The organism is Streptomyces malachitofuscus (assembly GCF_055571035.1).
On record NZ_JBVIGA010000003.1, the window covers coordinates 72,468 to 95,437 of the forward strand.

A 22,970-nucleotide genomic window follows, 5' to 3' on the forward strand; every position below is an offset into this window, starting at 1 on the left:
CGGCACCGCTCGGGGTGCCGTCGGCCGCTATCCATGGCCCGCGTGCCCGTCGGCGAAGGGTGTGGTGACTCCGTCGTAGGAGACGTGGAACATCATTCCCTGCTCCGCGTGGGGCAGGTTGTGGCAGTGGTTCATCCAGATCCCCGGGTTGTCGGCCTTGAAGGCCACCTCCCAGACCTCACCCGGCCGCACGTCGAACGTGTCCATCCACAGGGGACTGCCCGAGGAGCGCGATCCGTCCCTGGACAGGATCAGCACGGGATGGCCGTGCAGATGCCAGGGATGGGTCTCCAGGCTCCGGTTGACGACGGTGAACCGGACGACGTCGCCCTCGGCGACCAGCATGTCGGGGATGGACGGGTGCCCCCTGCCGTTGACCGCCTGCGCGTAGGAGGGCCGGCCGTCGACCATGGCGACGGCGCGGTCCAGGACCAGTGTGAAGTCCCGGTCGGCGGTGTCCGGATCGAACGGGAGGCGGGCGGGTGTTCCGTACCGCAGGAGGTCGAGCTCCGGCCAGTCGGAGGTGTCCTCGGCCGCCGGTTCGCGTTCGGCGTCGCCGGGGCGCAGCCACAGCCCCGTTTCGCCGTCGTCGTCGAGCACCAGCGCGACGGACGTGTCCGGCATGACGAACACCAGGTCGTAGCGCCCGCCGGCGGGGAGCCGCAGGCTCATGTCGCGGACGGTTTCCGGCCGGTTGAGGTCGCGGCCGTCGACGGCCGCGACCTTGAAGGCGGTCCCGGCGAGCGCGACACGGTGCGGATCGGAGTCGGTGTTGACCAGACGCAGCCGTACCGCCGTACCGGGCGCCGCGGCGTGTTCGGCGCGCCCGTCGCGGTCCCCCACGACCACGGCGCCGGCGAAGGTGTGCACGGGAAGGACGAGGTCGAGCTGCTCCCGGCCGCCGTCCCGCTCCGCTTCTCGCGGTGTGACGACGAGTGTTCCGTACAGTCCCTTGCGCACACCGGGGTCCGACGCCTCGTGGGTGTGGTACCAGTACGTGCCCACCTGGTCGGCGCGGAACCGGTGGACGAACTCTTCGCCGGGGCGCACCGCGTGCTGCGTCAGGCCGGGCACACCGTCGTCGCCGCACGCCACGTCGTAGCCGTGCCAGTGCAGTGTGACGCCGTCCCCGATGTCGCTGTTGCGCAGCGTCACCTCGATGACGTCGCCCTCGGTGGCGGTGATCTCCGGGCCTGGCAGCCGGCCGTTGTAGGTCCACGCGTCGATCTCACGTCCGGAGTCCAGGCGTACGGTGGCCGTCTTCGCGGTGAGCACGTGCCGGCGCACCGCGCCGCCGGGGGACGGGGTTCCGGGGCTGCGCAGATCCGCCACGGACAGGGCCGTACGGGAGCCGGACGAGGGCCCGGGTCCGCCACCGGTGACGATCGGGTCGGGGGATCTGAACATCAGACCGACGCCGGTGCCCCCGGCGCCCAGGGCCGCCGCCCCCACGGCGGTGTTGACGAACCGTCGGCGGGAGAGGGCGGGCCCCCGGACCGGATCCGGTTCCCTCCCCTCGTCCTGTGCCTCCCCGGTCATGACCCGTGCGGTCAGCAGGGCGCAGAGGGCCACGGACGAGACCGCGATCAGCGCGGTCGGCCAGGTCAGGGGGTACCCCGCGACGAAGGTCACCACGAGGCCGGCCAGCGCGGCATAGGCGGCGGTGAGCAGCGAGACGGCGCAGCTCGCCGGCAGGCGCTCACCGGTCGTCCTCCGGCCGGCCCACAGGCGGGGCCCCGCGACGAGCACCCCGGCGGTGCCGGCGACGCAGAGCATCGGCAGTCCCAGGAGCACCTTCTCCGCCACGAACCACCAGCCCCGGCCGGCCAGGAGCGACACGGTCGCGATCCGGGCGAGCGTGACGAGGACGGCTGCGGCGAGCAGTCCCAAGGCCGGCCGGTGGCGCCGGAGGGCCGCCGCGACGCCGGTCCCGAACCACGAGGCGACACCCGCCAGGGCGACGCCGTGGTCCAGGAGGATCAGCCGGGCCGTGGTCACGGCGCCGGCCTGGCGGCACCGGCGGTCCGGTCGGCGGACGCGGAGGAGTTCGCCAGGCTGCGCGCCTCGCGGAGGATCCTGCCGGCCACGCCCATCATGATCAGGCCGTTGACCGCGTGCAGGCCGAAGACCAGTTGACCCGCGGTCGAGGTGTCTCCCGTGTCACCGAAGGCCTTGGCGAGGACCGCGATCAGCGGCTGTGCGACCGCCAGCCCGGCGAGCAGACCGGACAGGCCGATGAGCCGGCCGGGCACGCGGGCCACGGCGGCGGCCAGCGTCGTCACGAGAGCGAGGAGGACGACCATGTAGCCCAGCGCACGGTGCGGCCGGAAGGCCTCGTCGTTGGGTGCGGTGTCGAACGCTCCGCTGCCTGCCAGGAAGAACTGCACCACGACGGCGAGCATGAGCACTGCCGCCAGTCCGGCTATGGTCTTACGCATCGAAGAGCGCCCTTCGGGTTGTCGGGGTAACGGACGTGCCTGGTTCCGTCGGCGGGTTCACCCAGGAATCGTCGCTTCGACGCTCCGGGGCGTCCTCGGACGGCGGACGGCCGCGCATACGCAGATCTGCGTATGCGGCGAGGGCCTGAACGCGCACTTCGCCGTAGCCGATCACGGGCGGGCGGGCATGCGGCGCCGCCCGCCCCGGCAGTATGATCCCGGGCATGCGCGCAGCAGACCCGTCCCCGCTCGACCGTGGCCCGATCAAGGTTCTGCTCGCCGACGACGAGCGTCTCGTGCGATCCGGATTCAAGGTCCTGATCGACGTGGAGGACGACATCGAGGTGGTCGCAGAGGCCACCAACGGTGCCGAGGCCGTCGAACAGGCCCGTGCGACCCGTCCGGACGTCGTGCTCATGGACATCCGCATGCCGAAGGTCGACGGGATCCAGGCCACCGAGCAGATCATCAAGACGCACGGGCTTCAGCATGTGCGGGTCCTGATCCTCACCACGTACGAGACCGATGCGTACGTCTTTGAAGCGCTGCAGGCCGGCGCCAGCGGTTTCATGCTCAAGGACGCCGGGCCGGCCGAACTTCTCCATGCCATCCGGGTCGTGGCCGCCGGGGATGCGCTGCTCGCTCCGCGGATCACCCGGCGTCTGATCGGCCAGTTCACCTCGCAGCGGATCGCCGCGCAGGCCGCCGAGGACCGGCTGTCGGTCCTGACCCAGCGCGAACGCGAGGTGCTGGCCCTGGTGGGTCAGGGGCTGAGCAACGACGAGATCGGCTCCGAGCTGTGCCTGAGCCCGGCCACCGCGCGTACCCATGTGAGCCACGCGATGGCGAAACTGGGTGCCCGGGACCGCGCCCAGCTGGTCGTCATCGCCTATCGCACGGGGCTGGTCACCCCCTAGAACCCGTCGCTGGGACACCGCGTGGAGTCCGGCGGCGGACCGCCGGACTCCCACGGGGGCAGGAGCGGCGACCGCTCAGACCCCGCTGGGGCTCCCGCGGTCCTGCCCGCCCGCGCCGCCGGCGGTGACCGGGGACTTGCGCCGGGGGACGGTCGCGCCGGTGAAGGCACGGACCTGCAGTTCGGCGAAGCCCGCGTCGTTGCGCTCGTCGCTGGTGACCGTTCCGACGTAGCCCAGCAGGAAGGCGATCGGCGTCGAGAGCAGTCCGGGTTCGATGTCGAAGAGCTTGAAGTTCAGGTCGGGGAACATGGCGGTGGTGGGGTCGCCCGACACCCCGTTGGAGAACACGATCATGAAGAGCGTGACCGTCATACCTCCGTAGACCGTCCACTTCAGGCCCCGGGTGTTGAAGCGCCTCCAGTAGAGGGTGTACAGGATGGCCGGCAGTACGGTGGCCGCCCCCAGGTCGACCACGGTCGGAATGAAGATGTGGGTGAACAGCGGCACCATCGCCCCGCCCACCACGATGGAGACGAGCCCGATGATCAGCACGTTGCGCCGTATCTCCTGCAGCTCGGCGGCCGGTTCCGGCCGCCTGCCGCGGGCCGCGTTGATGTCCTTGGTGAAGGATGTCACCCCGTTGATCAGCAGTCCCGCGAAGACGGCGGCGACCGAGATCAGCGCGAGTCCGCCGAAGATGCCGGACAGCCAGGAACCGCCCAGTTCGTCCGCGAGCTTGGGGAAGGTGATGTCACGGTGCTCGGACCGCATGCCGAAGTTGTTCGCCCCGAGGACCGCGACGGCGCCGAAGCCGAGGATGGCCAGGCACTGGTAGAAACCGACGGCGATCACGGAGGCCCAGCCGGCCGACTGGCGTGCCGCCCGCGCGTTGGTCGCCACGTAGAAGCGCATGAACACCCAGGGCATTCCCATGCCGCCGACGGCGATGCAGAAGAGCTTCGACATGTGCACCCACGGGTCCTGGTCCGACAGCGGGGTGGATCCCTCTCCGAACTGGCGTCCCGGGTCCAGGAGTTCGAAGCCACGCGCGTCCGGCTTCGCGTTCGCCTGCGCGTCGTTGAGCAGCCCGAGCACGTCCATCTTGTACTTGGCCAGCACCACCACGGTCAGCACCAGCACGAAGGCGGCCATCAGGACCGTCTTGAGCGCGAGCATCCGGGTGACGCCGAGCATGCCGCCCATGTACACCCACGCGATGACGACCAGGCCCACGACGAGGACCACGAGGCCGCCCAGGAGCATGTTGGGTTCGCTGCCGGTGTCGAACATCCGGACGGCGACCTGGCCGACGGCGGCCAGCATGGAGACCATGAACATGGTGTAGGTCGTCAGCGTGATCACCGCCGACGCGATCCGTGCGGGCCTTTCGCGGGCACGCAGCACGAACAGGTCGCCGATCGTGTGTCCGCCCACGTTCCGCATCGGCCCTGCGTAGATCAGCACGCCGAGCACCGAGCCGATGGTGAAGGCCGTCGTCATGAGGAGGGCGTCGAAGCCGTTCAGCGCGATGTGCCCGACCATGATGATCACGGTCGAGTACATGATGAAGGCGCCGAGGTGCGCGAGTGTGTTCTGCAGGGCGGGGACCTTGCGGTCGGCGAGGAGGAAGCCGTCCGGAGTGCGGGTGCTCTCGCGCGCCGTCCGCACGACCACGGTCACCACGATCGCGAGGACGACGGTGACGGCGACGGATATCGCGGGCGCCGCCCAGGTGTTCTCCACCGGGGGCATGTGAGGCATCGAGAGGAAGCCGGTCATCGCAGGTCTCCTTCCAGGTCCGCCCGGACCCGCTCACCGAGGGGATCCAGCCGCCTGCGGGCGAATCGCATGTACGCCGAGGAGACCGCCACCACCAGGTTGAACGAGACGAACACGAACAGCAGGCCCACGTTGATCGGGCCGACGAGGTCCTGCCGGTAGAAGCCCGGCGCGAAGGCGGCGAGCAGGATGACGAGGAACCACCACCCGTAGAAGATGCCGCTCACCCAGGCGGTGAAGGTATGCGATTGACGCCTCAGCTCCCTGAATTCAGGACTGTTGTGCAGCGAGACGTAGCGGTCACCGTCCGCTGTCTGGTCGAACGTGCCCATGACACCTCCGCGATCGGGAACGCCGTAGTGACGACGACGTCTTGTGTGCGCGGTACAGATGCTCGGGCCCGGGCGGCCGGCGGCACATGGCCCATTCACGGGATTCCCGCGCGCCGTGACCGAATGGCGCGCCACTGCACGGGGTGGACGCGGCCTATGCTCTGGCCGTCAACGTGCCCGTGGCGGGCGGCCGTTCCCGCTCGCCGCGCACTCCGCCGACAGCCGCCGCAAGGAGATGCCGCATGACCGGTAACGCAAGCGAGGGCGCCCTGGCGAGCGTCCGCTACATCGTCGACGACGTCCAGGCGGCGATCGACTTCTACACCACCCATCTCGGCTTCACCGTGCTCACCGCCTTCCCGCCCGCGTTCGCCGACGTCGTACGCGGCCCGCTGCGGCTGCTGCTGTCCGGCCCGACCAGCTCGGGAGCGCGCGCCACGCCCGCGGACGCCGCCGGCTGCGGGCGCAATCGCATCCACCTGGTCGTCGACGACCTCGAGGCCGAGCGGGAACGACTGCGGCAGGCGGGCGCGGAGTTCCGCAGCGACATCGTCTCCGGGCCCGGCGGACGCCAGTTTCTGCTGGCCGACCCCGCGGGCAACCTCGTCGAGCTGTTCACTCCGGCGGACCGCCGCTGAGCGTGCGAGGGCACCGGGTGGACGACGCCGCCCCGGCCGCCACATGGGTGGCGGCCGGGGCGGGACCAGGGGGTGTCCGACACATGAGCGCGGCCGCGACGCCGCGGGCATGTGTCAGAACCCGCTGGAGGACCGGGCTCCGGCCGGTCAGGCGGTGCGGCGCGAACGGGCCAGTGCCAGACCGCCGATGACCATGCCGACCACCGCGAGCACCACGGCGACCATGGCCCCGCCCTGCCCGTTGCCGGTGCCAACGTCCGCGTCGGAGCCCGCCAGCGCGACCCCTGCGACGACGGCGCCGACCAGACCGAGGCCCAGAGCGGCGAACGCCGTGCCCGGCCCCTTCCGCCCGTCGGCACGGCCGGCCGAGCGCAGCGCCAGCACGCCGGCGACCACGCCGGCCAGGGCCAGCAGCAGGGCCACCGTGGACACGCCCCGGCCGCCGCCGCTGTCGTCCTGGGCGATCGAGACCTGAGCGGCCGCTGCCGGTGCGGCGAGTGCCGGCAGGGCGATCAGGGCTGCCGGTACGGCGAGGAACAAGCGTCGGAGGGACATCGGACTTCCTTTCGAAGTGCTGGGGGGTGTCGGCGACTGCGCCGGACGTGCGGGGTGCCGGTCCGGATCCAACGGGGCGAGGGATCCGGACCGGCGGGGGGTCACACCTTGACCCCTTCCTCGACCTCGGCGGGGGATTCCGAGGCCGTCTTCGGTGCCCGGCGTCCGGGCATCCACCAGTTGGCCTTGCCGCACAGTTCCATCACCGCCGGGACGAACACCATCCGGACGATGGTGGCGTCGATGAGCACGGCGACCGCCATGCCCAGGCCTCCCTGTTTGACCGCGACATCGGGCCCCAGCAGGGAGGTCGTGAAGACGGCGATCATGATGGCGGCCGCGGCCGTGATCACCTTGGCGGTCCGTGCCAGGCCCCGGGCCACGGCCTCGCGGGTGTCACCGGTTCGCTCGTACTCCTCGCGGACGCGGGAGATCAGGAACACCTGGTAGTCCATCGACAGGCCGAACAGGACCGGGAACATCATCATCGGGACCCAGGTGGTCACGGGCATGGTGGTGGGGAAGCCGAGCGCCGGGCCGAACCATCCCCACTGCACCACGGCGACCACGACGCCGTAGGCGGCACCGATGGACAGCAGGTTCATCACGGCGGCCTGCAGGGCGATGGTGACCGACCGGACCAGCGCGATGAGCAGCACCATGGACATCGCCACGACGACCGCGATCATCAGGGGCAGGCGCGAGCCGGACTCCTCGGCCACGTCGATGGTGCTGGCGTTCGGTCCGCCGACGAGGACGTCCTCACCGCCGGGAGTCCCGGGCAGCACGTCGTCACGGAGCTCGTGCACCAGATCCGCGGTCGCCTCGTCCTGATAACCGGTCGTGGGGAAGGCGGTGAAGGTGGCGGCCTTCCCGTCCTCACTGACCCGGGGCGGCGTGGCGTAGGCGATGCCCTCCGTCTCGCTGACCGCTCGGACGACGGGACCCAGATCGGCGTCCTGGGAGTCGACCTCGGTGGCGAAGACGAGGGGAGCGCCGTAGCCCGGGCCGAAGCCGTCGGCCAGGATCTCGTAGGAGATGTAGCTGCTCCTGTCGTGGGGCTGCACGCTGGCGTCGGGCTGGCTCAGCCGCATCGACAGCATGGGGATGGCCAGCACCAGCAGGCTCGCGCCGGCCAGGAGCGCGGCGATCAGCGGCCTGCGCTGCACCACGCCGGCCCAGCGCTCGGCGAACGTGGGGCGCGCCTCGGACGGCGCGCTCGCCGCACGCTCCCGGCGGGAGGCGCGACGGGGCAGACGCAGCGAGTTGATCCTGTATCCGGTGAAGCCGAGGAACGCCGGCAGCAGCGTCACCGCGGCGATCATCGTCACCAGCACCGTGAGCGACGTGGCGACGGCCACCCCGGTCATCAGCCGCTGTCCCATGACGACCAGGCCCATCAACGCGATGACGACGGTCGTGCCGGCGAACAGCACCGCGTGACCGGCGGTGGTGATGGACTTGACCGTGGCGGCCTCGGGGTCGTCACCGTCCCGGAGCGCGTCCTTGTAGCGGGTCACGATGAACAGGGCGTAGTCGATTCCGACGCCGAGCCCGATCATCGCGCCGAAGACCATGGTGAAGTCCGGCGCGGGGACCAGGTGCGCCACCAGTTTCATCAGCGCCAGCCCGCCCACGATGGCCAGGAGCGCGGTGACGATCGGCAGGCCCATGGCCACCAGCGACCCGAAGGCGATGAAGAGGATCACTGCCGCAGCCAGGATGCCCACGCTCTCGGCCGGGCCCTGCGGGGGTGTCTCGGCCTTCTCCGCCATGTAGCCGCCCAGCGCGAGCGTGACGCTGTCGTCCGAGGCGTCCTTGACCAGGTCCACCAGGGGCTTGACCTCGGTCTTCTCCACCTCCTTGTCGCTCAGCGGGATGGTCGTGCGCGCGATGCGGCGATCCTCCGTCACCAGTTTGTCGTCCTGGTACGGCGAGACCACCGGCCCGGTGACGGCCGAGTCGGCGAGCCCGGCGATGGCCTTCTCGATCTTCTGCCGGGCGGCGGGATCGTCGATCCCCTTGTCGGCCCTGATCGCGAGGGTGAGCCTGTCACCCTGTTCCTGCGGGAAGTGCTGCGCCATCAGCTTCTGCGCCTTGGCCGACTGCGAGTCTCCGCCGGAGAAGTCGTTGTCGGGGGCGGCGCCGTAGCCGAAGCCGACGAACGCCACGGCGATCACACCGATGACCCACGTCAGGAGTACCAGGCGGCGGCGGCGGAAACAGAAACGCCCCAGTCCCGCCAGGGCCCCGTCCGCACGTGGAGACTCGGTAGTCGTCATCATCTGCTCCTCAGTCGTCGAGCCTCGCGGCACGGCTCGCACTCTCGGCATGGGTGAGGTCGGTCGGTCACAACGGTGATCGTGCCGTGCGTGGGGCGGCTTTGGCCTCTGACGACGGATGGCGGTGCCTACGCAATCGGGCGTAACCGGCCGCGGCGCGCCGCGCCTTTCGACGTAGTGGGTCGCGCCTCGGAGCGGAGCGTCACGCGGGGCCCCGGACAGTAGGATCGCCGCATGAGAATCCGCCCCGGGTCGTCCTCCCTGCGGGTGCTGACCCAAGATCTGCTGCTCGCGCTCTTCGTCACCGTGATGCAGGTGCAGGGCACGGTCGTCCTCGCCGCGTCCAGGGGGACGGAACAGCGTCCGCTCTCCGACTTCGGACACCTCGGGTTCGCCCTGCTGGTGGTGGGCGGCCTCGTCGTGGCCGTCCGCCGTTTGTGGCCGGTCGCGGCATTCGCCACGGCCGCGGCCGCCAGCCTGGCCTACTACCTCATCGAGTTCCCCGACGGGTACGGCTGGCTCGGACTCCTGGTCTGCCTGTACAGCCTCGCCGCCTACGGTGACGGGCGCCGGTCGTTGGCGATCGCCGGCACGGGTACCGCGGTCCTGGCCGCCGGGTGGCTGTACGCGGCGGCCGACGTGGAACCGCGCGAGGCCATCGGCTGGGTGTTCTTCCGCATCGGTGTGTCGGTCATGAGCATCGCTCTCGGCGAGTCCGTCCGGTCCCGGCGGGTCATCGCGGCCGACGCGCAGCTGCGTGCGGAGCTGGCGGAGCGGACCCGCGAGGAGGAGGCACGCGCCCGGGTCGACGCCGAGCGGCTGCGGATCGCACGCGAGGTCCACGACACCGTCGCCCACGCCATCGCGATCATCAACGTGCAGTCCGGGGTCACCGCGCACGTGCTCGACAAGCGGCCGGAACAGGCGCGCGAGGCGCTGCGGACCATCGAGGAGACGAGTTCCCGGACGCTGCGGGAGATGCGCGCCATCCTCGGCGTGCTCCGGGGCGACGGCGACGATCCCGTGCCGCACGCGGGTCTGGAACAGATCGACGACCTCACCACCGAGGCGCGCGCCGCCGGACTGGACCTCACGCTGGAAGTGGACCCGCCCGAGGAGCCGTTGCCGAGCGCGGTGGACAGCGCCGCCTACCGCATCCTCCAGGAGTCGATCACCAACATCATCCGGCACGCCGGTCCGACCCGGGTGACGGTCGCGGTGAACCCGGGGATCGACCATCTGGAGATCCGCGTCACCGACCAGGGGAGCCCGGCTCCGCGTGGCGCCTCCGTCTCCCGGCCGTCCCTCAACGGCGCGGGCAAACAGGTCAAGGGCGGCCGCGGAATCCTCGGAATGCGCGAACGCTGTCAGCTGCTCGGCGGGGACTTCCATGCCGAGCCGACGCCCGGCGGTGGGTTCGAGGTCACCGCACGCCTGCCCCTCGCGCCCACCGGGTCGCGCCTTTGACAGAGTGGCGGTGACAGTGCCCTGGAAGCGGCGGCTTCCAGGGCACATTGTCGTTCGCGGCGCCGGCTGCGGACAATACCCGCCCGCCTCCAACATGAGTAGTTCCGACTACCAGAAGGAGCAGTGGCCGGGCGCGGGGCGAATCAACTAATTTCAGTGCGACAGAGATCAAGTTACCGTGCGGTCAACTCTTGCGCCCGAACGAACCCCCCGTTCTTTCCGCCGGCGACCTCTGAGGACTCGCAAGTCGACTGAATGGAGAATTCCGGTGACCCATGCACGGCGGCCGCGAAGTCGGCGTCTGAGGTACGCGATGGCCATCGCCACCGCCACCGCCCTGACCGGAACACTGACCAGCGCCGTAACCGCGTCCCCCCGGCAGGCGGCGGGCTTCGACTTCGATCACGGGAACGCCGTGACCGGGATCATCTACATGAAGCTCGCCGCGGTGTCACGCGCGAACAACACGGGCAGCAGTCCGGTGAACAGGGACTCCACCATTCTGCTGGAGGTGCCGTGGTTCGACGCGATCGCCCCGTATCACCCGACAGCGGTGGGCATCTTCTCGGACCTCGGCCGGCGACCGAGCTCCGAACACACGACACGCAACAAGAACATCGCCGTCATGTACTCCGCCTTCACCTCGTTGAACGTGCTCTACCCGGAGCACAAGCCCAAGTGGCGGGAGATGATGGAGTCGGCCGGTCTCGACCCCGACGACACGGAAGCCGACCCGGCCACGCCGAGCGGCATCGGCATTCTGGCCGCCAAGAACGCCTTCGCGGCCAGGAAGAACGACGGAACCAACCGCGACGGCTCGGCGGGCGGCCGTCGGTACAACCGGCAGCCCTACGCCGACTACACGGGATACAAGCCGGTCAACAGCGCGGAAAAACTCCGCGATCCGTCCCGCTGGCAGCCGAACACGTTCCAGAAGAACGGCGTCTTCACCGTCCAGAAATTCGCCACCCCGCACTTCGGCCGGGTCAAGCCGTTCACGTACGACAGCCCCAGCCGGTTCAAGGTCTCTCCGCCGTGGAAGAGCAACCACCGCAACCACTTCGCCTACAGGCGGCAGGCCGACGAGGTTCTCCGGGCATCGGCGCACCTGGACGACCGCCGGAAAATGACCGCCGAACTCTTCAACAGCAACTTCGACACCTTCGGACTCGTCGGTACGGTGCCGGTCATCGTCGGGGGCAAGTACGACGTCGAGAAGACCATCCACTACACCGTCGTACGCGACATAGGGTTCTACGATCTCGCCATCGCCACCTGGCACTTCAAGCGCAAGTACGACTCGGTGCGGCCGTTCAGCGCCGTGCGTCATCTGTACGGGAAGAAGAAGGTGACGGCATGGGGCGGCCCCGGCGAGGGGACCGTCAACGACATCAGCGGGAACGAGTGGCGGGCCTACCTGGACGCCTGGCCCGCCGACCACCCGGTCAAGGCGCCCGACCACCCCGAGTACCCCTCCGCGGAGGCTGCGGAATGCCTGGCCTTCGCCCACCTGACACGGCGTTTCACCGGTACGGACGCGCTCAACATCTCCCACTCCGTCACCAAGGGCTCCTCCTTCGTCGAGCCGGGAACCACCCCGGGCCAGGACATGACGCTGCGCTGGAGCAACTTGACGGATTTCGCCCGCGACTGCGGTGAGAGCCGCCTGTGGGGCGGCCAGAACTTCCGCGCCTCCATCGAGGCCGCCGCCCAGTACGCTCCGCGGATCGGCGACCTCGCCTACGAATACGTCCAGCGCAAGGTCAACGGCGGCTGACCCCTGCCCGTCGCCCACAGCGGACTGCCGGCGAAGCCCGAGGGCTTCGCCGGCAGTCCGCTGTCGTCCGTCCGTTCCGCCGACGCGGCGTGAACGGCCGCTAGGCCACTTCCCTGAGCAGGGTCGCCGTGCCCTGCACCCGGTGGCGCACATGCCCCAGCGCGAGGAGCACGGGGGCGTCGGTCAGGACGGGGATGTGGTAGGGGAACGGCCGGGGGCCGACCATGTCCGGCGGGCCGCTGTAGCCGCCGTCCGCGTTCTGGTGGGAGAGCAGCCAGGACAGGGCGCGCCCGACGGGCGGCGACGCGGTCCCGTAGCAGAGGATGATCAGCCCGTAGGCGGTGCTGATCGGGTCGCTGGGATCGCCGGGCTGCATCCCCCAGCCGCCGTCGGGGTTCTGCGTCCCGCGCACCGAGTGCTCGATCCGTTCGGCCATGCGGGCCGTGCGGTGGTCGTCCGGGCCGGCGGTGCAGGCCGCGAGACGCGCACGGAACATCGCGTGCAGCCTGCTGCGGCTCCACCCCGGCTCGAATCCGCCGTCCGGCAGCTGGCTGTCGGCCAGGAAGCCCAGGGCACGCTGCCGGGCGGACCTGGTGGAGGGGTGCGGGGCGAGCGCGTTGACGGCCGCGGCCGTCATGCACGGCTCGGAGGCGGCACCGGCGACATAGGTGGGGAAGCCTCCGTCGGCACCCTGGACGGCGAGCAGCGCCCGCATCCCGCGCCGTACGGCGGCAGCGTGGCCGACGGGGTCGACGCCGTGCAGGAACTCCAGGATGCAGGAGGTGCAGTCGACGTCGTTCTGCGCCACCCGGGGGCCGAAGGACCAGCCGTCCGCGAGCGGCTCGCCCCGGGACAGGGAGACGCACAGGGAGCGCTGCGACTCGTCGACCTCGTGCGCGACGAGCGCGTCCGCCATGGCCCGCTGCACGCCCGGTCGTGAACCGGCCGCGGCGAGCGCGATGCCCGCGGTGGACGTGCACCAGTGCTGGAGGTCCACGACGAACGGGAAGCCGCCGTCGTCACGCTGGTACCGCAGCAGGGTCTGCAGACCGCTGCGGACGGTCCCCTCCTGCCCCGGCACGCCGGCGAGCCCGTGCAGCGACAGCAGGTGCAGCAGCACATAGCCCTCCCACACCGTCGTCGCCGGGCGCACGGCGACGACGGTCCGCAGCGCGGCGGCGCTCGCCCCGTTGCTGACGCCCGTGGCGTTGGCGAGGACCAGCGTGACGGCGGCCTGCTGCACGGCGGCCCAGGAGTGCACGGAGTCCGTGGGGGGAACCTCGTCGGCCGTCGGGGCGGCGTCGGGCGGCACCGGGCAGCCGAACAGCGACAGCACGGCGTACAGCATCCTGCGGCGGCGGGCGGAGATGAACGCCGGTGCGGCGCCGAGCAGCGCCTCGGTCAGCTTGCCGACGATGTCGGCGTCCGCGGCGGAGGCCCGGTCGGTGGCGCGCCCGACCGCCAGCGTCGCGAGGACCCGGTCGAACTCCTGCGGGGAGTCGAGGTGTTCCTGGAGGAAGGCGAGCACCCGGTCCCGGGCCGGCGAGTCCGCACCCGTGCGCGTCATCAGCGACAGCGCCAGCGCGGATTCCAGCACCCGGCTGTGGCACTCCCCGCGTATCGCTCCCTCGTCGTCGACCTGACCGCTGACATGCGTGACCAGACGCGATGTGGCCTCGCGCAGCTGCTCGGGGTCGATGTCCGCGGGCCACGGAATGAGGGCCCGGTGCAAGGTGTTCATGGGTCTCATGGCGCACTCCTGTCTGGATGCCTGGTGGTCGGTGGGGGAATCGAGAATTCCTGCGATCCGGCCCTTTCCGGGCATGGCCGACCGAACGCAGCTCTCGGCGGTGAATGTTCACGGCGCCGAGAGCTGCGCGAAAATCTGTGTTCCGATCAGATGAAGGCCACGGCCCCGGGATTCCACTTGTAATGCGTCTCGAGCTTGTAGTACTCCCCTTCCGCGGCCGCCGCGACGCCGTACACGAATTTGCGGTCCGCGCCGCCGTAGGGAACGCTTCGGGCGAATTTCTCGAGCTGTGGCTCGACGGGCACGGGGAGGCTCGACAGATCCGTGGTCGTCACGCCGAAGCAGAAGCGCTCGATCACCGGAGAGTCCCAGTTCAGGGTGATGTACAGCCCGAACGCCCGGCTGCCGAGGCCGAGCATCCGGTCGCTCGGCTCCGGCAGCCCGATCTCACGGAGCATCTGCCGGACGCGGTCGGCTTCGAAACACTCCGCGGGCACGTCGTTGAAATACACGTTCACGGTTCTGTGCAGGTAGTCGACCGCGACGAAGGCGACCTTGTCGTCCAGGCCGTGACGGACGAAGAACTCGAAGTTTCCGGCGAGGCTGCGCGGCATGGCCGGAATATGGGCGAGTTCCGACAGCTTCTGCAGGTCCTCGGGCGCGAATCCCGCATAGACCTTCGTGAAGCCGCTCACCACACCGAAGTCGATGCCGTACCCGTCGATCGTGAAGCGCTCCTCGATGTCCGCGAGCAGTTCTCCGACGGGGTGGTCCGTTTTCGGGGTGAGCCCTTTCGACAGGGCCTGCGGGTACGGGTTGCGGTCCTTCGGGTGCGTGATGAAGCGGCAGTCGACGTCGCCCGCGTGCCGCGGGCCGGTCGCCATCCTGAAGGCCAGCGGCATGGCATGCGCGAACGCGTCGCCGTACGCCGACAGAATGGGCCAGACCTTGTCGCGCGAGCAGGCCATGCCCAGCCGTCCCGCTGTTTCCGCGACGGCGGAGTAGATCTCGTCCGCCTCGGAGGTTTCCGACATGTACGACTCCAAGCAAGTGAGGCATGCGCTCGCATGCGACTGATGGGCGCGGCGGAGGCCCTACCGCGCCGCGTAGACGCGCTGATGACCGAAGAGCCCGGCGAGCCGGTAGGGCCCGGTGGTCTCCTCCGGCACGGGGTGGTCTCCGCCGTCGGCGGGGAAGGACCGCTCGTGGAGTTCGCGGTACCTGGGGTAGTCGATCTGCTCCCGACGGCCGACGGCCTCGCGGTGCGCCTCGGAACGCAGGTGCGCGCGGTAACCCGGGACGACCGTGCCGGCGAAGAACTCCGCGACGCTGCCGGACCCGTAGCTCAGGAAGCCGATGGCCTCACCCGTGAGATCGTCGGCGTGGTCGAGCAGCGAGGCCAGTCCGACGTACATGGACGCGGTGTAGCTGTTGCCGATCTCGACGTTGTAGACCGTCGTGAGCCCGGTGGCGCGGGTGATCTCGTCCTCGTCGGCGGCGTGGCCGTTGTACTGCAGCAGATGCCGGTGCGCCTTGTGGGCCATCTTCGTGAACGGCTGGTGGTAGCAGAAGGCGTGGAACTCGTCGAGCTTGCGGCCGCCGCGCTCGGTGTAGTCCTTCCAGGCGCCTTCGACGGCCTGCAGGTAGGCGGAGATGGACTTGCGGCCGTCGACCAGGGCGGTGGTGAGATAGTTCGGCCGCCAGAAGTCCATGATGTCGGCGGTGAACATCCCCGACCCGTCCTCGATGCGCACCAGCGCCGGGTCCGCACCGATCAGCATGGCCACCGCTGCCGCGCCCTGCGTGGCCTCGCCGGGGCTGCCCAGCTCGTACCGGGAGACGTCGCCGGCGATCACGAGGACCTGCTCCGACGGGTCCCGGTGCACCAGCCCCATGGCGAACTGCAGGGCCGCCGTGCCGCTGTAGCAGGCCTGCTTGAGCTCGACGACCCGGGCGGCGGACGGCAGCCCCAGCAGCGAGTGGACGTAGATCCCCGCCGCCTTCGACTGGTCGACGGACGTCTCGGTCGCGAAGACCACGGTCCGGATCCGGTCGGAGCCGTGCCGGGCCACGATGGGGGCGGCGGCGTCGGCGGCCATCGTCACGATGTCCTCGTCCGCGGCCGGCACGCTCATCGCGCGCTGGCCGATGCCCCGGTGATACTTGGCGACGCCCGTGCCGTTGTGGGCGGCCAGCGTCTCGTGCGTGAGGGCGTACTGTCCCGTGGCGACCGAGAGGTCGTGGATCCCTATGGTGAGGTCACCGGGCATCACTTGCCTCCGATCTTCGACGCCGCGTTCCTGCGTTCCAGATGGACGTGCGCCCGCATCAGCTCACCGGGATTCGTCTGGGCCGCCATCAGGGAGAGCTCGCCGCACAGCACCGTCGCGGCCGCGATGACCGCGAGACGGCGCGCGTTGTCGCCGGGTTCGCGCACCTCGCGGCAGCCGAGCCGCTCCAGGTTCTCCTCGACGAAGTCGAGGCCCTTGCCGTTGCCGACCGTCCCCACGATCAGGTTCGGCAGGGTGCAGGAGAAGTACAGGTCGCCGTCCCGGTCCTCGGCCACGGTGACGCCCTGGGAGCCCTCCACGATGTTCGCCGCGTCCTGGCCCGTGGCCAGGTAGAAGCCGAGCAGCATGTTCGCGTAGTGGGCGTTTGCGGAGCGGATGCCGCCGGCGAGCAGGGTGCCGATCATGTTCTTGCCGACGTTCAGTTCGGCCATCGCGCCGGCCGTCGTGCGCAGCGACTTGTGCACGACGTCGCGGGGCAGCAGGAGTTCGGCGACGACCCTCTTGCCCCGCCCGAGGATGCCGTTGACCGCGGTCGCCTTCTTGTCCGTGCAGTAGTTCCCCGAGATGGAGCCGTAGGTGATCCCGGGAATGGCCTGCAGGATGTGGCTGAGCAGCGCGTCGGCGGCCAGCGTCGCCATGTTGTGCCCGGACGCGTCGCCCGTGCTGAACTCGAAGCGGAGGAACAGCAGGTTGGCCGCGATCTCGTGGTGGAACCCGATGAGTTCGACGAACCGGCCGCAGGTGCGCACGACGTCACGGAGTTCGTCCAGGCGCGCGTCGACCTCCAGGGCGGCCATGTGGGCGGTCTGCGCGTCCTCGGCCCGCACGAAGACCGAGCGCGTCATCCGCTCGTCGACCAGGGTGGTGACGATGCCCTGTTCGACCATGGTGGACAGTCGCGCGCCGCGGCCGACGGAGGGCCACAGCGGTGACTCGTACGTGGCGAGCGGGACGTGGGTCTCGAGCTCGGCGACGTTCCCCGAAATACGCAGGGGACCCACCCATTTCATGGGAACGCCGGCGACCGCATGGGGTTCGGTCATCGGGAACCTCCGATCGTCTCGTGGTGCGTGCTGGAGGAGTTGGTGCGGTAGGACCGGGAGCGGGTGGCCAGCCACCGGGTCTCGATCCCCCGGTCGGCGCAGAACGCGCGCAGGTCGCCGTGGACGAGCACGTCGCAGTGGGCGAGGTCGGCGGGGGTGGACGCGCCCAGCGCGGTCATCAGGGCCGTGAGCTGGTCGATCCACGAGGTCAGCAGGGAGATCAGGGCCGGAGGACCGCCGTCGAGCACGGTCCTGAGGAACAGGCCGGACGCCCCGACGGCGGAGGCGCCGAGCGCCAGTGCGCGCGCCACGTCGAGCGGATGACGGACACCGCCGGAGGCGAGCACCGGAAGACCGACGCCCTGGGCGTCCAGGAGGCAGGCCGGTGTGGACTGTCCCCAGCCGTTGAGGTACGCGTAGTCGGGCCGGTCGCGCCGGTCGTTCTCGATCCGCGCGAAGTCGGTGCCTCCGCTGCCGGAGACATCGGCCACCCGCACGCCCATCTCCTGGAGCCGCAGCAGGGTCTCGCGGCTGAGCCCGAAGCCGACCTCCTTCACGATCAGCGGGACGTCGACGCCCGCCGCGATCTCCTCGATCCGCGGCCCCCAGGCGGCGAACGAGCGGTCGCCCTCCGGCATCACCGTCTCCTGGATCACGTTGACGTGGATCTGGAGGGCGTCGGCCCCCAGCAGCTCCACGGCCCGGCGCGCCTTGTCGACGGTGGCGTTGGCGTTGATGTTCGCCAGGATGAAACCGCCGGGGTTCTCCTTGCGCATCACGCTGAAGGTGTCCGCCACCGACGCGTCGGCGAAGTACGGGCTCATGGATCCCGTCGCGATGGAGACGCCGGTCTCGCGGGCGGCGATGGCCAGGTCACGGTTGATCTCACCGGTCTTGGGGCTGCCGCCGGTCATCGCGTTGATGTACAGCGGCACCTGCCACTCCATACCGCCGAAGCGGGTGACCGTCGAGACGTCCGAGCGGTCGATGCCGGCCAGCGCGTGATGCACGAAGGACACGTCGTCGAACTGGTTGTGCCCGCTGCGCCGGCGATGCTGCTCGGTGGCGAACCGCACGTGCGCGTCCTTGCGCTCAGCGATCATGCTGGGCTCCCTTTCGTCGGCTGGATCTGAATCGGCAGCGGGAGCACGCCCGCGGCTTCCCACCGCTCCCGCAGCCGCGACACCCGCGACGCCTCGGCGGCCTCCAGGAACGCGATGCCGCAGTCGCCGCCCCCGGCACCCGAGGGCTTGGCGGCGCCGCCGACGGCCTCGGCGACGTCGCACAGGGCCGTCAGCACCGGGGTGAAGATGCCGAGGCGGACGGCGCCGTCGAGGTCGGCGAGCATCCGGCGTGCGCTGCGGATCCGGTGCAACAGCTCGTCGTCGTCCCCTCGTTCGAGGGCGCGGATCGCGGCCTGTGCGCAGGCGTCGCTGCGGCGGACGAAGTCCCGCCGGACCGCGCTGCCGCGCCACTCCCCCGACTCCAGACGGCCTGTCAACGAGGCGGTGCTGGCCGGCTCTCCCGTCCAGCCCACCTCCAGCGCGAGCCCGCGGGGCGGCGGCAGCCGGCGCACCGAGAACCCGGGCCACGGCTCCCGGAGGGCGTGCTCGACGCCCCCGCGCCGGGCCAGGGCGAGCACGGCTGCCCGGTCCGGCGCCCGGTACGCGACCCAGCCGCCCCAGACGCTCGCGGCGAGATCACCGCCGGAGGAGCGCGGGTCGCGCCGTGCCGTGGCCAGCAGCGCGAGCCGGAAGCGGGCATCGGGTGACAGTTCCAGGCCGTAGTACGCGGCCACGGCGGACACCGTGGCGACCGTCACCGCGCCGCTGGAGCCGAGTCCGAACTTGGTTCCGTCACGGTGCAGGCTGCTGGTGATCGCCACGCGGATCGGTGGCGCGCGCCGTCCGCGCTCGGCCAGCAGCCCGTCGACCACGTCGATCGCCGACACGACGTGGCCGAGACGGTCCAGGATCCGCGGCCCGGTGTCGGCGTCGGCGTCCGTGTCGGTGTCGGTGTCGGTGTCGGCCCCGGACCAGGTGAGTCCGTCGGCACCGCGCCGCAGGCGCGCCTCTCTCGGCGAGAGGTCCGACTCGATCACGACCTCGGCCCCGTCGGCTGCCGAGACGGTGACGCCGACGTGGCGGTCGACCGCCACCAGGACCGCCGGGTGCCCCGGCTCCAGCACGGCGTACTCACCGACCACGAACAGCTTGCCCGGGGCGTACCGGGTGACCGTCCCGGTCACCGCTCGGCCTCCGTCGTCAGCCGGGCGCCCGGCCCGCGCCGCGCGGTGAACACCGAGCAGCCGGGGGCGGCCCGGCGCACCGCCTCGGCCACCCGGTCGGCGTCGGCGGGGTGGCAGAGGACCTTGACGTTGGGGCCGGCGTCCATCGTCGCGTACGCCGGCACGCCGTCCGCACGCAGCCGCAGCACTCCGTCGAGCACGGCCACCGTGGCCGGGGAGAAGTAGCGCACCGCAGGCCGCGCCGCCAGCATCGTCGCATGCATGCCGAGGGCGTTGCGCTCGGCGATCTCCCCGACCGCAGGCAGATCACCCCGCCGCAACGCCGCCCTCATCTCGGTCAGATCCGCCGTGCAGGACGTCGCCCACGCGCGGTAGAGGGGCGAGGTCTGGACGGTCCGCCGCATGGCGTCCCGGCTGGACACGGTCTTGGCTCCCGCGTCGACCACCGCGATCACCAGTGCCGGGTCGAAGTCCGTGTCCGGCACCGGCTCCGCGTAGGAGCCGAAGTCCGCCGCCGTGCCGATGCCCCGGCCGGCGTGACAGACCGCGAAGCCGCCGAACATCGACCGGGAGGCCGAGGCGGAACCCCGGCGGGCCAGCCGGGACAGCACGGTGCGATCGAGATCGAGCCCGTAGGCGGCCGCTCCGGCCAGGGCCAGGGCCGCGAAACCGCTCGCCGAGGACGCCAGTCCGGCCCCGGTGGGAACGGAGTTGCGGGTGTCCACGACGGCCGGCTCGGAGCGTCCCGACCGCCGGCGGAGCAGGTCGAGGAAACCGACGACGCGCCGGCGCACCTCGCCCTCCGCGGGGGAGCCGTCGAGTGTGACGCTGTCGGCCGGTGCCCCGGGGTCCGGCCGGACCGTGGTGGTCGTCGGGAAGATGTCCAGGGTCATGGACAGGCTGTCCGCGTACGGGATCATGAGCCGCTCGTCGCGCTTGCCCCAGTACTTGACCAGCGCGATGTTCGGATGGGCCACGGCCGTCGCGCCACCGCCCGGTGCGTCGGCGGCCGGCCTGACCGGCTCCGCCCGATGGTCAGTCCGCATGGTGCGCATTCCTTCCTGCCGGCACGGTCCAGGTCCGGACGGCGCCCGCTTCCCGGAGGGCGCTCACGACGGCCGCCGCCCGCCCGGGTTCGTCGGCGAGCGCGATCATGCAGCCCCCCAGGCCGCCGCCGCTGAGCTTGGCGCCCAGGCCGCCCGCGTCGAGCGCGGCCCCGACCAGGGCGTCGATCCGCTCCGTGCTGATCCCGAGCTCGCGCAGCAGCCGGTGGTTCTCGGTCATCCGCGTGCCGAAGTCGGTCCACCGGCCGTGCGCGAGGTCGTGCACGGCCTCGTTCGTCAGGTCCGAGACCTGGCCGACGAACGCCTCCTTGGTCCGCGGTTCGCGCTCGAACCTGCGCCGCAGCAGCTCCACCGCTTCCCAGGTGCCGCCGCTCACCCCGCTGTCCGCGATGACGAACACTCCGCCCGGGGCGGAGGACGCGTCGGTGCCGGCGCGTTCCTCGGCCTCCTCCCGGGAAGGCGCCGAGCCGTCGGGCAGGGGCAGCTCCCGCGCGGTGCCGGAGCGGAACAGCAGGGGGGAGGTCGCGCCGGTGGCGACGGCGTCGATGCCGCTCGCCCTGCCGTGCGTCACCTTCTCGGAGGCCTGTACGAGAGCGAACGTCGCCCCGGCGTCGAGACGGCGGCCGAGGAGGTCCGCGAGCGCCAGGACCGCCGCCCGGGCGCAGGCCGCGCTGGAGCCGAGCCCACGCCCCTGCGGGATCGAGCAGTCGATGAGCACATGCGCGCGCGGGCCGTCCGCGACGCCGGCCCATTCCCTGAACTCCGCGACCAGGCGCAGCAGTCCGCTCGAGGACGACGGAATCCGTGACGTGGCCCCCGGACCGGCCAGTTCGAAGGTCACCCCGTCCGCGCCGGCGTCGCCGGGGCGCGGCGTCGCGCTCGCGACGACCGGCAGCTGGGGCACCGGGACGGCCAGTGCGGGAGCGCCGTACACGACGGCGTGTTCACCGAGCAGGATGGCCTTGCCGTGGGCACGTCCGACGCCGGGGCGCCGGTCCCCGGGGGACGGCTCGTCCACGAGGTCCGTCCGGTCGCCGACGGTGCGCTGTGGTGTCGCCGCCATCAGTGGACCCGCTGCGTCACCTTGGTCGCCATGGCGGCGAGCTGCTGTTTGGCCAGACCGGTGGCGCTGCTCGCCTCCAGCACCGTGACGGCCTGGTCGGCGCGGCGCTGGATCTCCCGTTCGATGTGCTGCACGGCGCCGACGTCCGTGAGGACGGCACGTGCCCGGGCGAGGTCGTCGTCGGTCAGGTCGGTCCCGATCGTCGCCCTGAGGAAGGCCGCCGCCCGCGGGTCGCGCGCGTCCGCGCGCTTCAGCGCCGTCGCGAGCAGCACCGTCCGCTTGCCCTCGCGCAGGTCGTCCCCCGACGGCTTGCCGGTGACCGCCGGGTCGCCGAACACGCCCAGCAAGTCGTCCCGCAGCTGGAAGGCGATGCCGATGTCGGCGCCGAACGCCCGGTAGGCGGCGACCAGCGCGGCGTCCGCGCCGGCGATCGCGGCGCCGAACTGCAGCGGCCGTTCCACCGTGTACGAGGCCGTCTTGTACTGGTCGACCAGGAGCGCCGCGTCGACGTCCTCCTCCTGGCTCGCCTGGCTGATCAGGTCCAGCAGCTGGCCGTACATCACCTCGTACCGCACCGCGGACCACACCGGTCCGAGCCGGGTCTGCGCGTCCGCCGGAAGCCCGGAGGCACGCACCATGACGTCGGACCAGACCAGGGCCAGGTCCCCGACGAGGATGGCGGCGCCCGCACCGAACAGCCCCGGATCGCCGGAGAAGCGCCGCATCCGGTGCCGCTCGGCGAAGACCACGTGCGCGGCGGGATGGCCCCGACGTGTCTCGGAGGCGTCGATGATGTCGTCGTGGATCAGTCCCGACGCGTGCAGCAGCTCGAATCCCGCGCAGGCGCGCAGCACGGCCGGGGCGACCGGGTCGTCGGGGTCGCCGCCGGCGCCGATCCAGCCCAGCCAGGCGAACGTGGGGCGGATGCGCTTGCCGCCGCGCAGGACGTAGTCCTCCAACTCCCCGACGGTCGCCGCGAAGTCCTCGCCGAGCGACGCGGCCTCGGCTCGGCGTTCTGCGAAGAAGTCACTGATCGCGGCATCAATGGCGGCCGGCTCCACGGCTGTTCCGAGATAACTCACGGTCATGCTTTCATCTCCCGGTCGAGGCGTCGGTCACTCTCGTAGTCATAGGGCTCGGACTTCCGCGAATTCGCCGACGGTCACGTCGAACACGGAGCGGCTTCCGGCCCATTCCGGACGCACGTCGTCCCGCACGAAAACAAGGAAACCCTGAAAATGGTTCGCCAATGTCGCTGCCCTGATCGTCGGCGAATCGCAACGACACGAACCGTAATGACGAAACGTCTGTGCTGCCCACTACTCG

19 protein-coding genes are annotated in these 22,970 nt (G+C 71.0%); 4 read left to right on the forward strand and 15 right to left on the reverse strand.

The window, feature by feature from the left end:
* Nucleotides 1–27 precede the first annotated feature (27 nt).
* Nucleotides 28–1,998 (reverse strand): multicopper oxidase family protein, encoded by a 1,971-nt coding sequence (locus tag ACZ44S_RS05090; RefSeq protein WP_466924506.1) that lies wholly within the window; start codon nucleotides 1,996–1,998, stop codon nucleotides 28–30.
* The gene (locus ACZ44S_RS05095) at nucleotides 1,995–2,438 is read right to left on the reverse strand and encodes a DUF6220 domain-containing protein (protein ID WP_466924509.1); all 444 of its coding nucleotides are present in this window, start codon (nucleotides 2,436–2,438) and stop codon (nucleotides 1,995–1,997) included. The genes ACZ44S_RS05090 and ACZ44S_RS05095 overlap by 4 nt, the downstream gene beginning before the upstream one ends.
* A 224-nt stretch (nucleotides 2,439–2,662) precedes the next feature.
* Between ACZ44S_RS05095 and ACZ44S_RS05100 the strand changes: the two genes are divergently transcribed.
* Nucleotides 2,663–3,355, forward strand: coding sequence for a response regulator transcription factor (locus ACZ44S_RS05100; RefSeq protein WP_466924512.1), 693 nt, complete (start codon nucleotides 2,663–2,665; stop codon nucleotides 3,353–3,355).
* 75 nt (nucleotides 3,356–3,430) lie between these two features.
* Here ACZ44S_RS05100 and ACZ44S_RS05105 read toward each other — a convergent pair whose 3' ends face one another.
* Both ACZ44S_RS05105 and ACZ44S_RS05110 read right to left on the reverse strand, forming a co-directional pair.
* Nucleotides 3,431–5,134 carry a solute symporter family protein gene (locus ACZ44S_RS05105; RefSeq protein ID WP_466924515.1) on the reverse strand — a complete coding sequence of 568 codons (1,704 nt, stop codon included), beginning with the start codon at nucleotides 5,132–5,134 and terminating at the stop codon, nucleotides 3,431–3,433.
* Nucleotides 5,131–5,466: a DUF485 domain-containing protein gene (locus tag ACZ44S_RS05110; RefSeq protein WP_466924518.1), complete on the reverse strand. Its 336-nt coding sequence runs from the start codon at nucleotides 5,464–5,466 to the stop codon at nucleotides 5,131–5,133. Before ACZ44S_RS05110 ends, ACZ44S_RS05105 begins: the two co-directional genes overlap by 4 nt.
* 242 nt (nucleotides 5,467–5,708) lie before the next feature.
* On the opposite strand from ACZ44S_RS05110, the gene ACZ44S_RS05115 reads away from it, so the two are divergent.
* Nucleotides 5,709–6,104: a VOC family protein gene (locus ACZ44S_RS05115; RefSeq protein WP_466924521.1), complete on the forward strand. Its 396-nt coding sequence runs from the start codon at nucleotides 5,709–5,711 to the stop codon at nucleotides 6,102–6,104.
* A 147-nt stretch (nucleotides 6,105–6,251) separates the two neighbouring features.
* Here the strand turns inward: ACZ44S_RS05115 and ACZ44S_RS05120 are convergent, their stop codons facing one another.
* Complete coding sequence (locus ACZ44S_RS05120) at nucleotides 6,252–6,659, reverse strand: DUF6223 family protein (protein WP_466924524.1); 408 nt, start codon at nucleotides 6,657–6,659, stop codon at nucleotides 6,252–6,254.
* Nucleotides 6,660–6,760: 101 nt separating this feature from the next.
* Nucleotides 6,761–8,941, reverse strand: a complete 2,181-nt coding sequence (locus tag ACZ44S_RS05125) for an MMPL family transporter (RefSeq protein ID WP_466924526.1) — start codon at nucleotides 8,939–8,941, stop codon at nucleotides 6,761–6,763.
* A gap of 234 nt (nucleotides 8,942–9,175) precedes the next feature.
* On the opposite strand from ACZ44S_RS05125, the gene ACZ44S_RS05130 reads away from it, so the two are divergent.
* On the forward strand, nucleotides 9,176–10,408 hold the full coding sequence (locus ACZ44S_RS05130; RefSeq protein WP_466924529.1) for a sensor histidine kinase: 1,233 nt from the start codon (nucleotides 9,176–9,178) through the stop codon (nucleotides 10,406–10,408).
* Nucleotides 10,409–10,721: 313 nt separating this feature from the next.
* On the forward strand, nucleotides 10,722–12,185 hold the full coding sequence (locus ACZ44S_RS05135) for a DUF6851 domain-containing protein (protein ID WP_466924532.1): 1,464 nt from the start codon (nucleotides 10,722–10,724) through the stop codon (nucleotides 12,183–12,185).
* 100 nt (nucleotides 12,186–12,285) lie between these two features.
* Here the strand turns inward: ACZ44S_RS05135 and ACZ44S_RS05140 are convergent, their stop codons facing one another.
* The 9 genes from ACZ44S_RS05140 to ACZ44S_RS05180 form a co-directional block, all read right to left on the reverse strand.
* Nucleotides 12,286–13,935, reverse strand: a complete 1,650-nt coding sequence (locus ACZ44S_RS05140) for a prenyltransferase/squalene oxidase repeat-containing protein (RefSeq protein WP_466924535.1) — start codon at nucleotides 13,933–13,935, stop codon at nucleotides 12,286–12,288.
* A gap of 146 nt (nucleotides 13,936–14,081) precedes the next feature.
* Nucleotides 14,082–14,969 carry an aromatic prenyltransferase gene (locus ACZ44S_RS05145; RefSeq protein WP_466924538.1) on the reverse strand — a complete coding sequence of 296 codons (888 nt, stop codon included), beginning with the start codon at nucleotides 14,967–14,969 and terminating at the stop codon, nucleotides 14,082–14,084.
* 60 nt (nucleotides 14,970–15,029) lie between these two features.
* Complete coding sequence (locus ACZ44S_RS05150; protein ID WP_466924541.1) at nucleotides 15,030–16,205, reverse strand: hydroxymethylglutaryl-CoA synthase; 1,176 nt, start codon at nucleotides 16,203–16,205, stop codon at nucleotides 15,030–15,032.
* Entirely contained in the window at nucleotides 16,205–17,269 is a 1,065-nt protein-coding gene (locus ACZ44S_RS05155) for a hydroxymethylglutaryl-CoA reductase (protein WP_466924544.1), read from the reverse strand. Before ACZ44S_RS05155 ends, ACZ44S_RS05150 begins: the two co-directional genes overlap by 1 nt.
* Nucleotides 17,266–18,372, reverse strand: a complete 1,107-nt coding sequence (gene fni, locus ACZ44S_RS05160) for a type 2 isopentenyl-diphosphate Delta-isomerase (protein WP_466924547.1) — start codon at nucleotides 18,370–18,372, stop codon at nucleotides 17,266–17,268. Before fni ends, ACZ44S_RS05155 begins: the two co-directional genes overlap by 4 nt.
* Complete coding sequence (locus ACZ44S_RS05165) at nucleotides 18,369–19,517, reverse strand: phosphomevalonate kinase (RefSeq protein WP_466924550.1); 1,149 nt, start codon at nucleotides 19,515–19,517, stop codon at nucleotides 18,369–18,371. Before ACZ44S_RS05165 ends, fni begins: the two co-directional genes overlap by 4 nt.
* Entirely contained in the window at nucleotides 19,514–20,563 is a 1,050-nt protein-coding gene (gene mvaD, locus ACZ44S_RS05170; RefSeq protein WP_466924553.1) for a diphosphomevalonate decarboxylase, read from the reverse strand. The genes ACZ44S_RS05165 and mvaD overlap by 4 nt, the downstream gene beginning before the upstream one ends.
* A complete protein-coding gene (gene mvk, locus ACZ44S_RS05175) occupies nucleotides 20,553–21,644 on the reverse strand; it encodes a mevalonate kinase (protein ID WP_466924555.1) in 1,092 nt (363 codons plus the stop codon). The genes mvaD and mvk overlap by 11 nt, the downstream gene beginning before the upstream one ends.
* Nucleotides 21,644–22,732 (reverse strand): polyprenyl synthetase family protein, encoded by a 1,089-nt coding sequence (locus ACZ44S_RS05180; protein ID WP_466924558.1) that lies wholly within the window; start codon nucleotides 22,730–22,732, stop codon nucleotides 21,644–21,646. Before ACZ44S_RS05180 ends, mvk begins: the two co-directional genes overlap by 1 nt.
* Nucleotides 22,733–22,970 lie beyond the last annotated feature (238 nt).

Bases quoted from the DNA above. Each gene is read 5' to 3' on its own strand.
- ACZ44S_RS05140 (WP_466924535.1), bottom strand. From the start codon at position 13,935: ATGAGACCCATGAACACCTTGCACCGGGCCCTCATTCCGTGGCCCGCG.
- mvk (WP_466924555.1), bottom strand. From the start codon at position 21,644: ATGGCGGCGACACCACAGCGCACCGTCGGCGACCGGACGGACCTCGTG.
- ACZ44S_RS05095 (WP_466924509.1), bottom strand. From the start codon at position 2,438: ATGCGTAAGACCATAGCCGGACTGGCGGCAGTGCTCATGCTCGCCGTC.
- ACZ44S_RS05135 (WP_466924532.1), top strand. From the start codon at position 10,722: ATGGCCATCGCCACCGCCACCGCCCTGACCGGAACACTGACCAGCGCC.
- fni (WP_466924547.1), bottom strand. From the start codon at position 18,372: ATGATCGCTGAGCGCAAGGACGCGCACGTGCGGTTCGCCACCGAGCAG.
- ACZ44S_RS05115 (WP_466924521.1), top strand. From the start codon at position 5,709: ATGACCGGTAACGCAAGCGAGGGCGCCCTGGCGAGCGTCCGCTACATC.
- ACZ44S_RS05120 (WP_466924524.1), bottom strand. From the start codon at position 6,659: ATGTCCCTCCGACGCTTGTTCCTCGCCGTACCGGCAGCCCTGATCGCC.
- ACZ44S_RS05125 (WP_466924526.1), bottom strand. From the start codon at position 8,941: ATGACGACTACCGAGTCTCCACGTGCGGACGGGGCCCTGGCGGGACTG.
- ACZ44S_RS05130 (WP_466924529.1), top strand. From the start codon at position 9,176: ATGAGAATCCGCCCCGGGTCGTCCTCCCTGCGGGTGCTGACCCAAGAT.
- ACZ44S_RS05110 (WP_466924518.1), bottom strand. From the start codon at position 5,466: ATGGGCACGTTCGACCAGACAGCGGACGGTGACCGCTACGTCTCGCTG.
- ACZ44S_RS05105 (WP_466924515.1), bottom strand. From the start codon at position 5,134: ATGACCGGCTTCCTCTCGATGCCTCACATGCCCCCGGTGGAGAACACC.
- ACZ44S_RS05180 (WP_466924558.1), bottom strand. From the start codon at position 22,732: ATGACCGTGAGTTATCTCGGAACAGCCGTGGAGCCGGCCGCCATTGAT.
- mvaD (WP_466924553.1), bottom strand. From the start codon at position 20,563: ATGCGGACTGACCATCGGGCGGAGCCGGTCAGGCCGGCCGCCGACGCA.
- ACZ44S_RS05150 (WP_466924541.1), bottom strand. From the start codon at position 16,205: ATGCCCGGTGACCTCACCATAGGGATCCACGACCTCTCGGTCGCCACG.
- ACZ44S_RS05145 (WP_466924538.1), bottom strand. From the start codon at position 14,969: ATGTCGGAAACCTCCGAGGCGGACGAGATCTACTCCGCCGTCGCGGAA.
- ACZ44S_RS05100 (WP_466924512.1), top strand. From the start codon at position 2,663: ATGCGCGCAGCAGACCCGTCCCCGCTCGACCGTGGCCCGATCAAGGTT.
- ACZ44S_RS05155 (WP_466924544.1), bottom strand. From the start codon at position 17,269: ATGACCGAACCCCATGCGGTCGCCGGCGTTCCCATGAAATGGGTGGGT.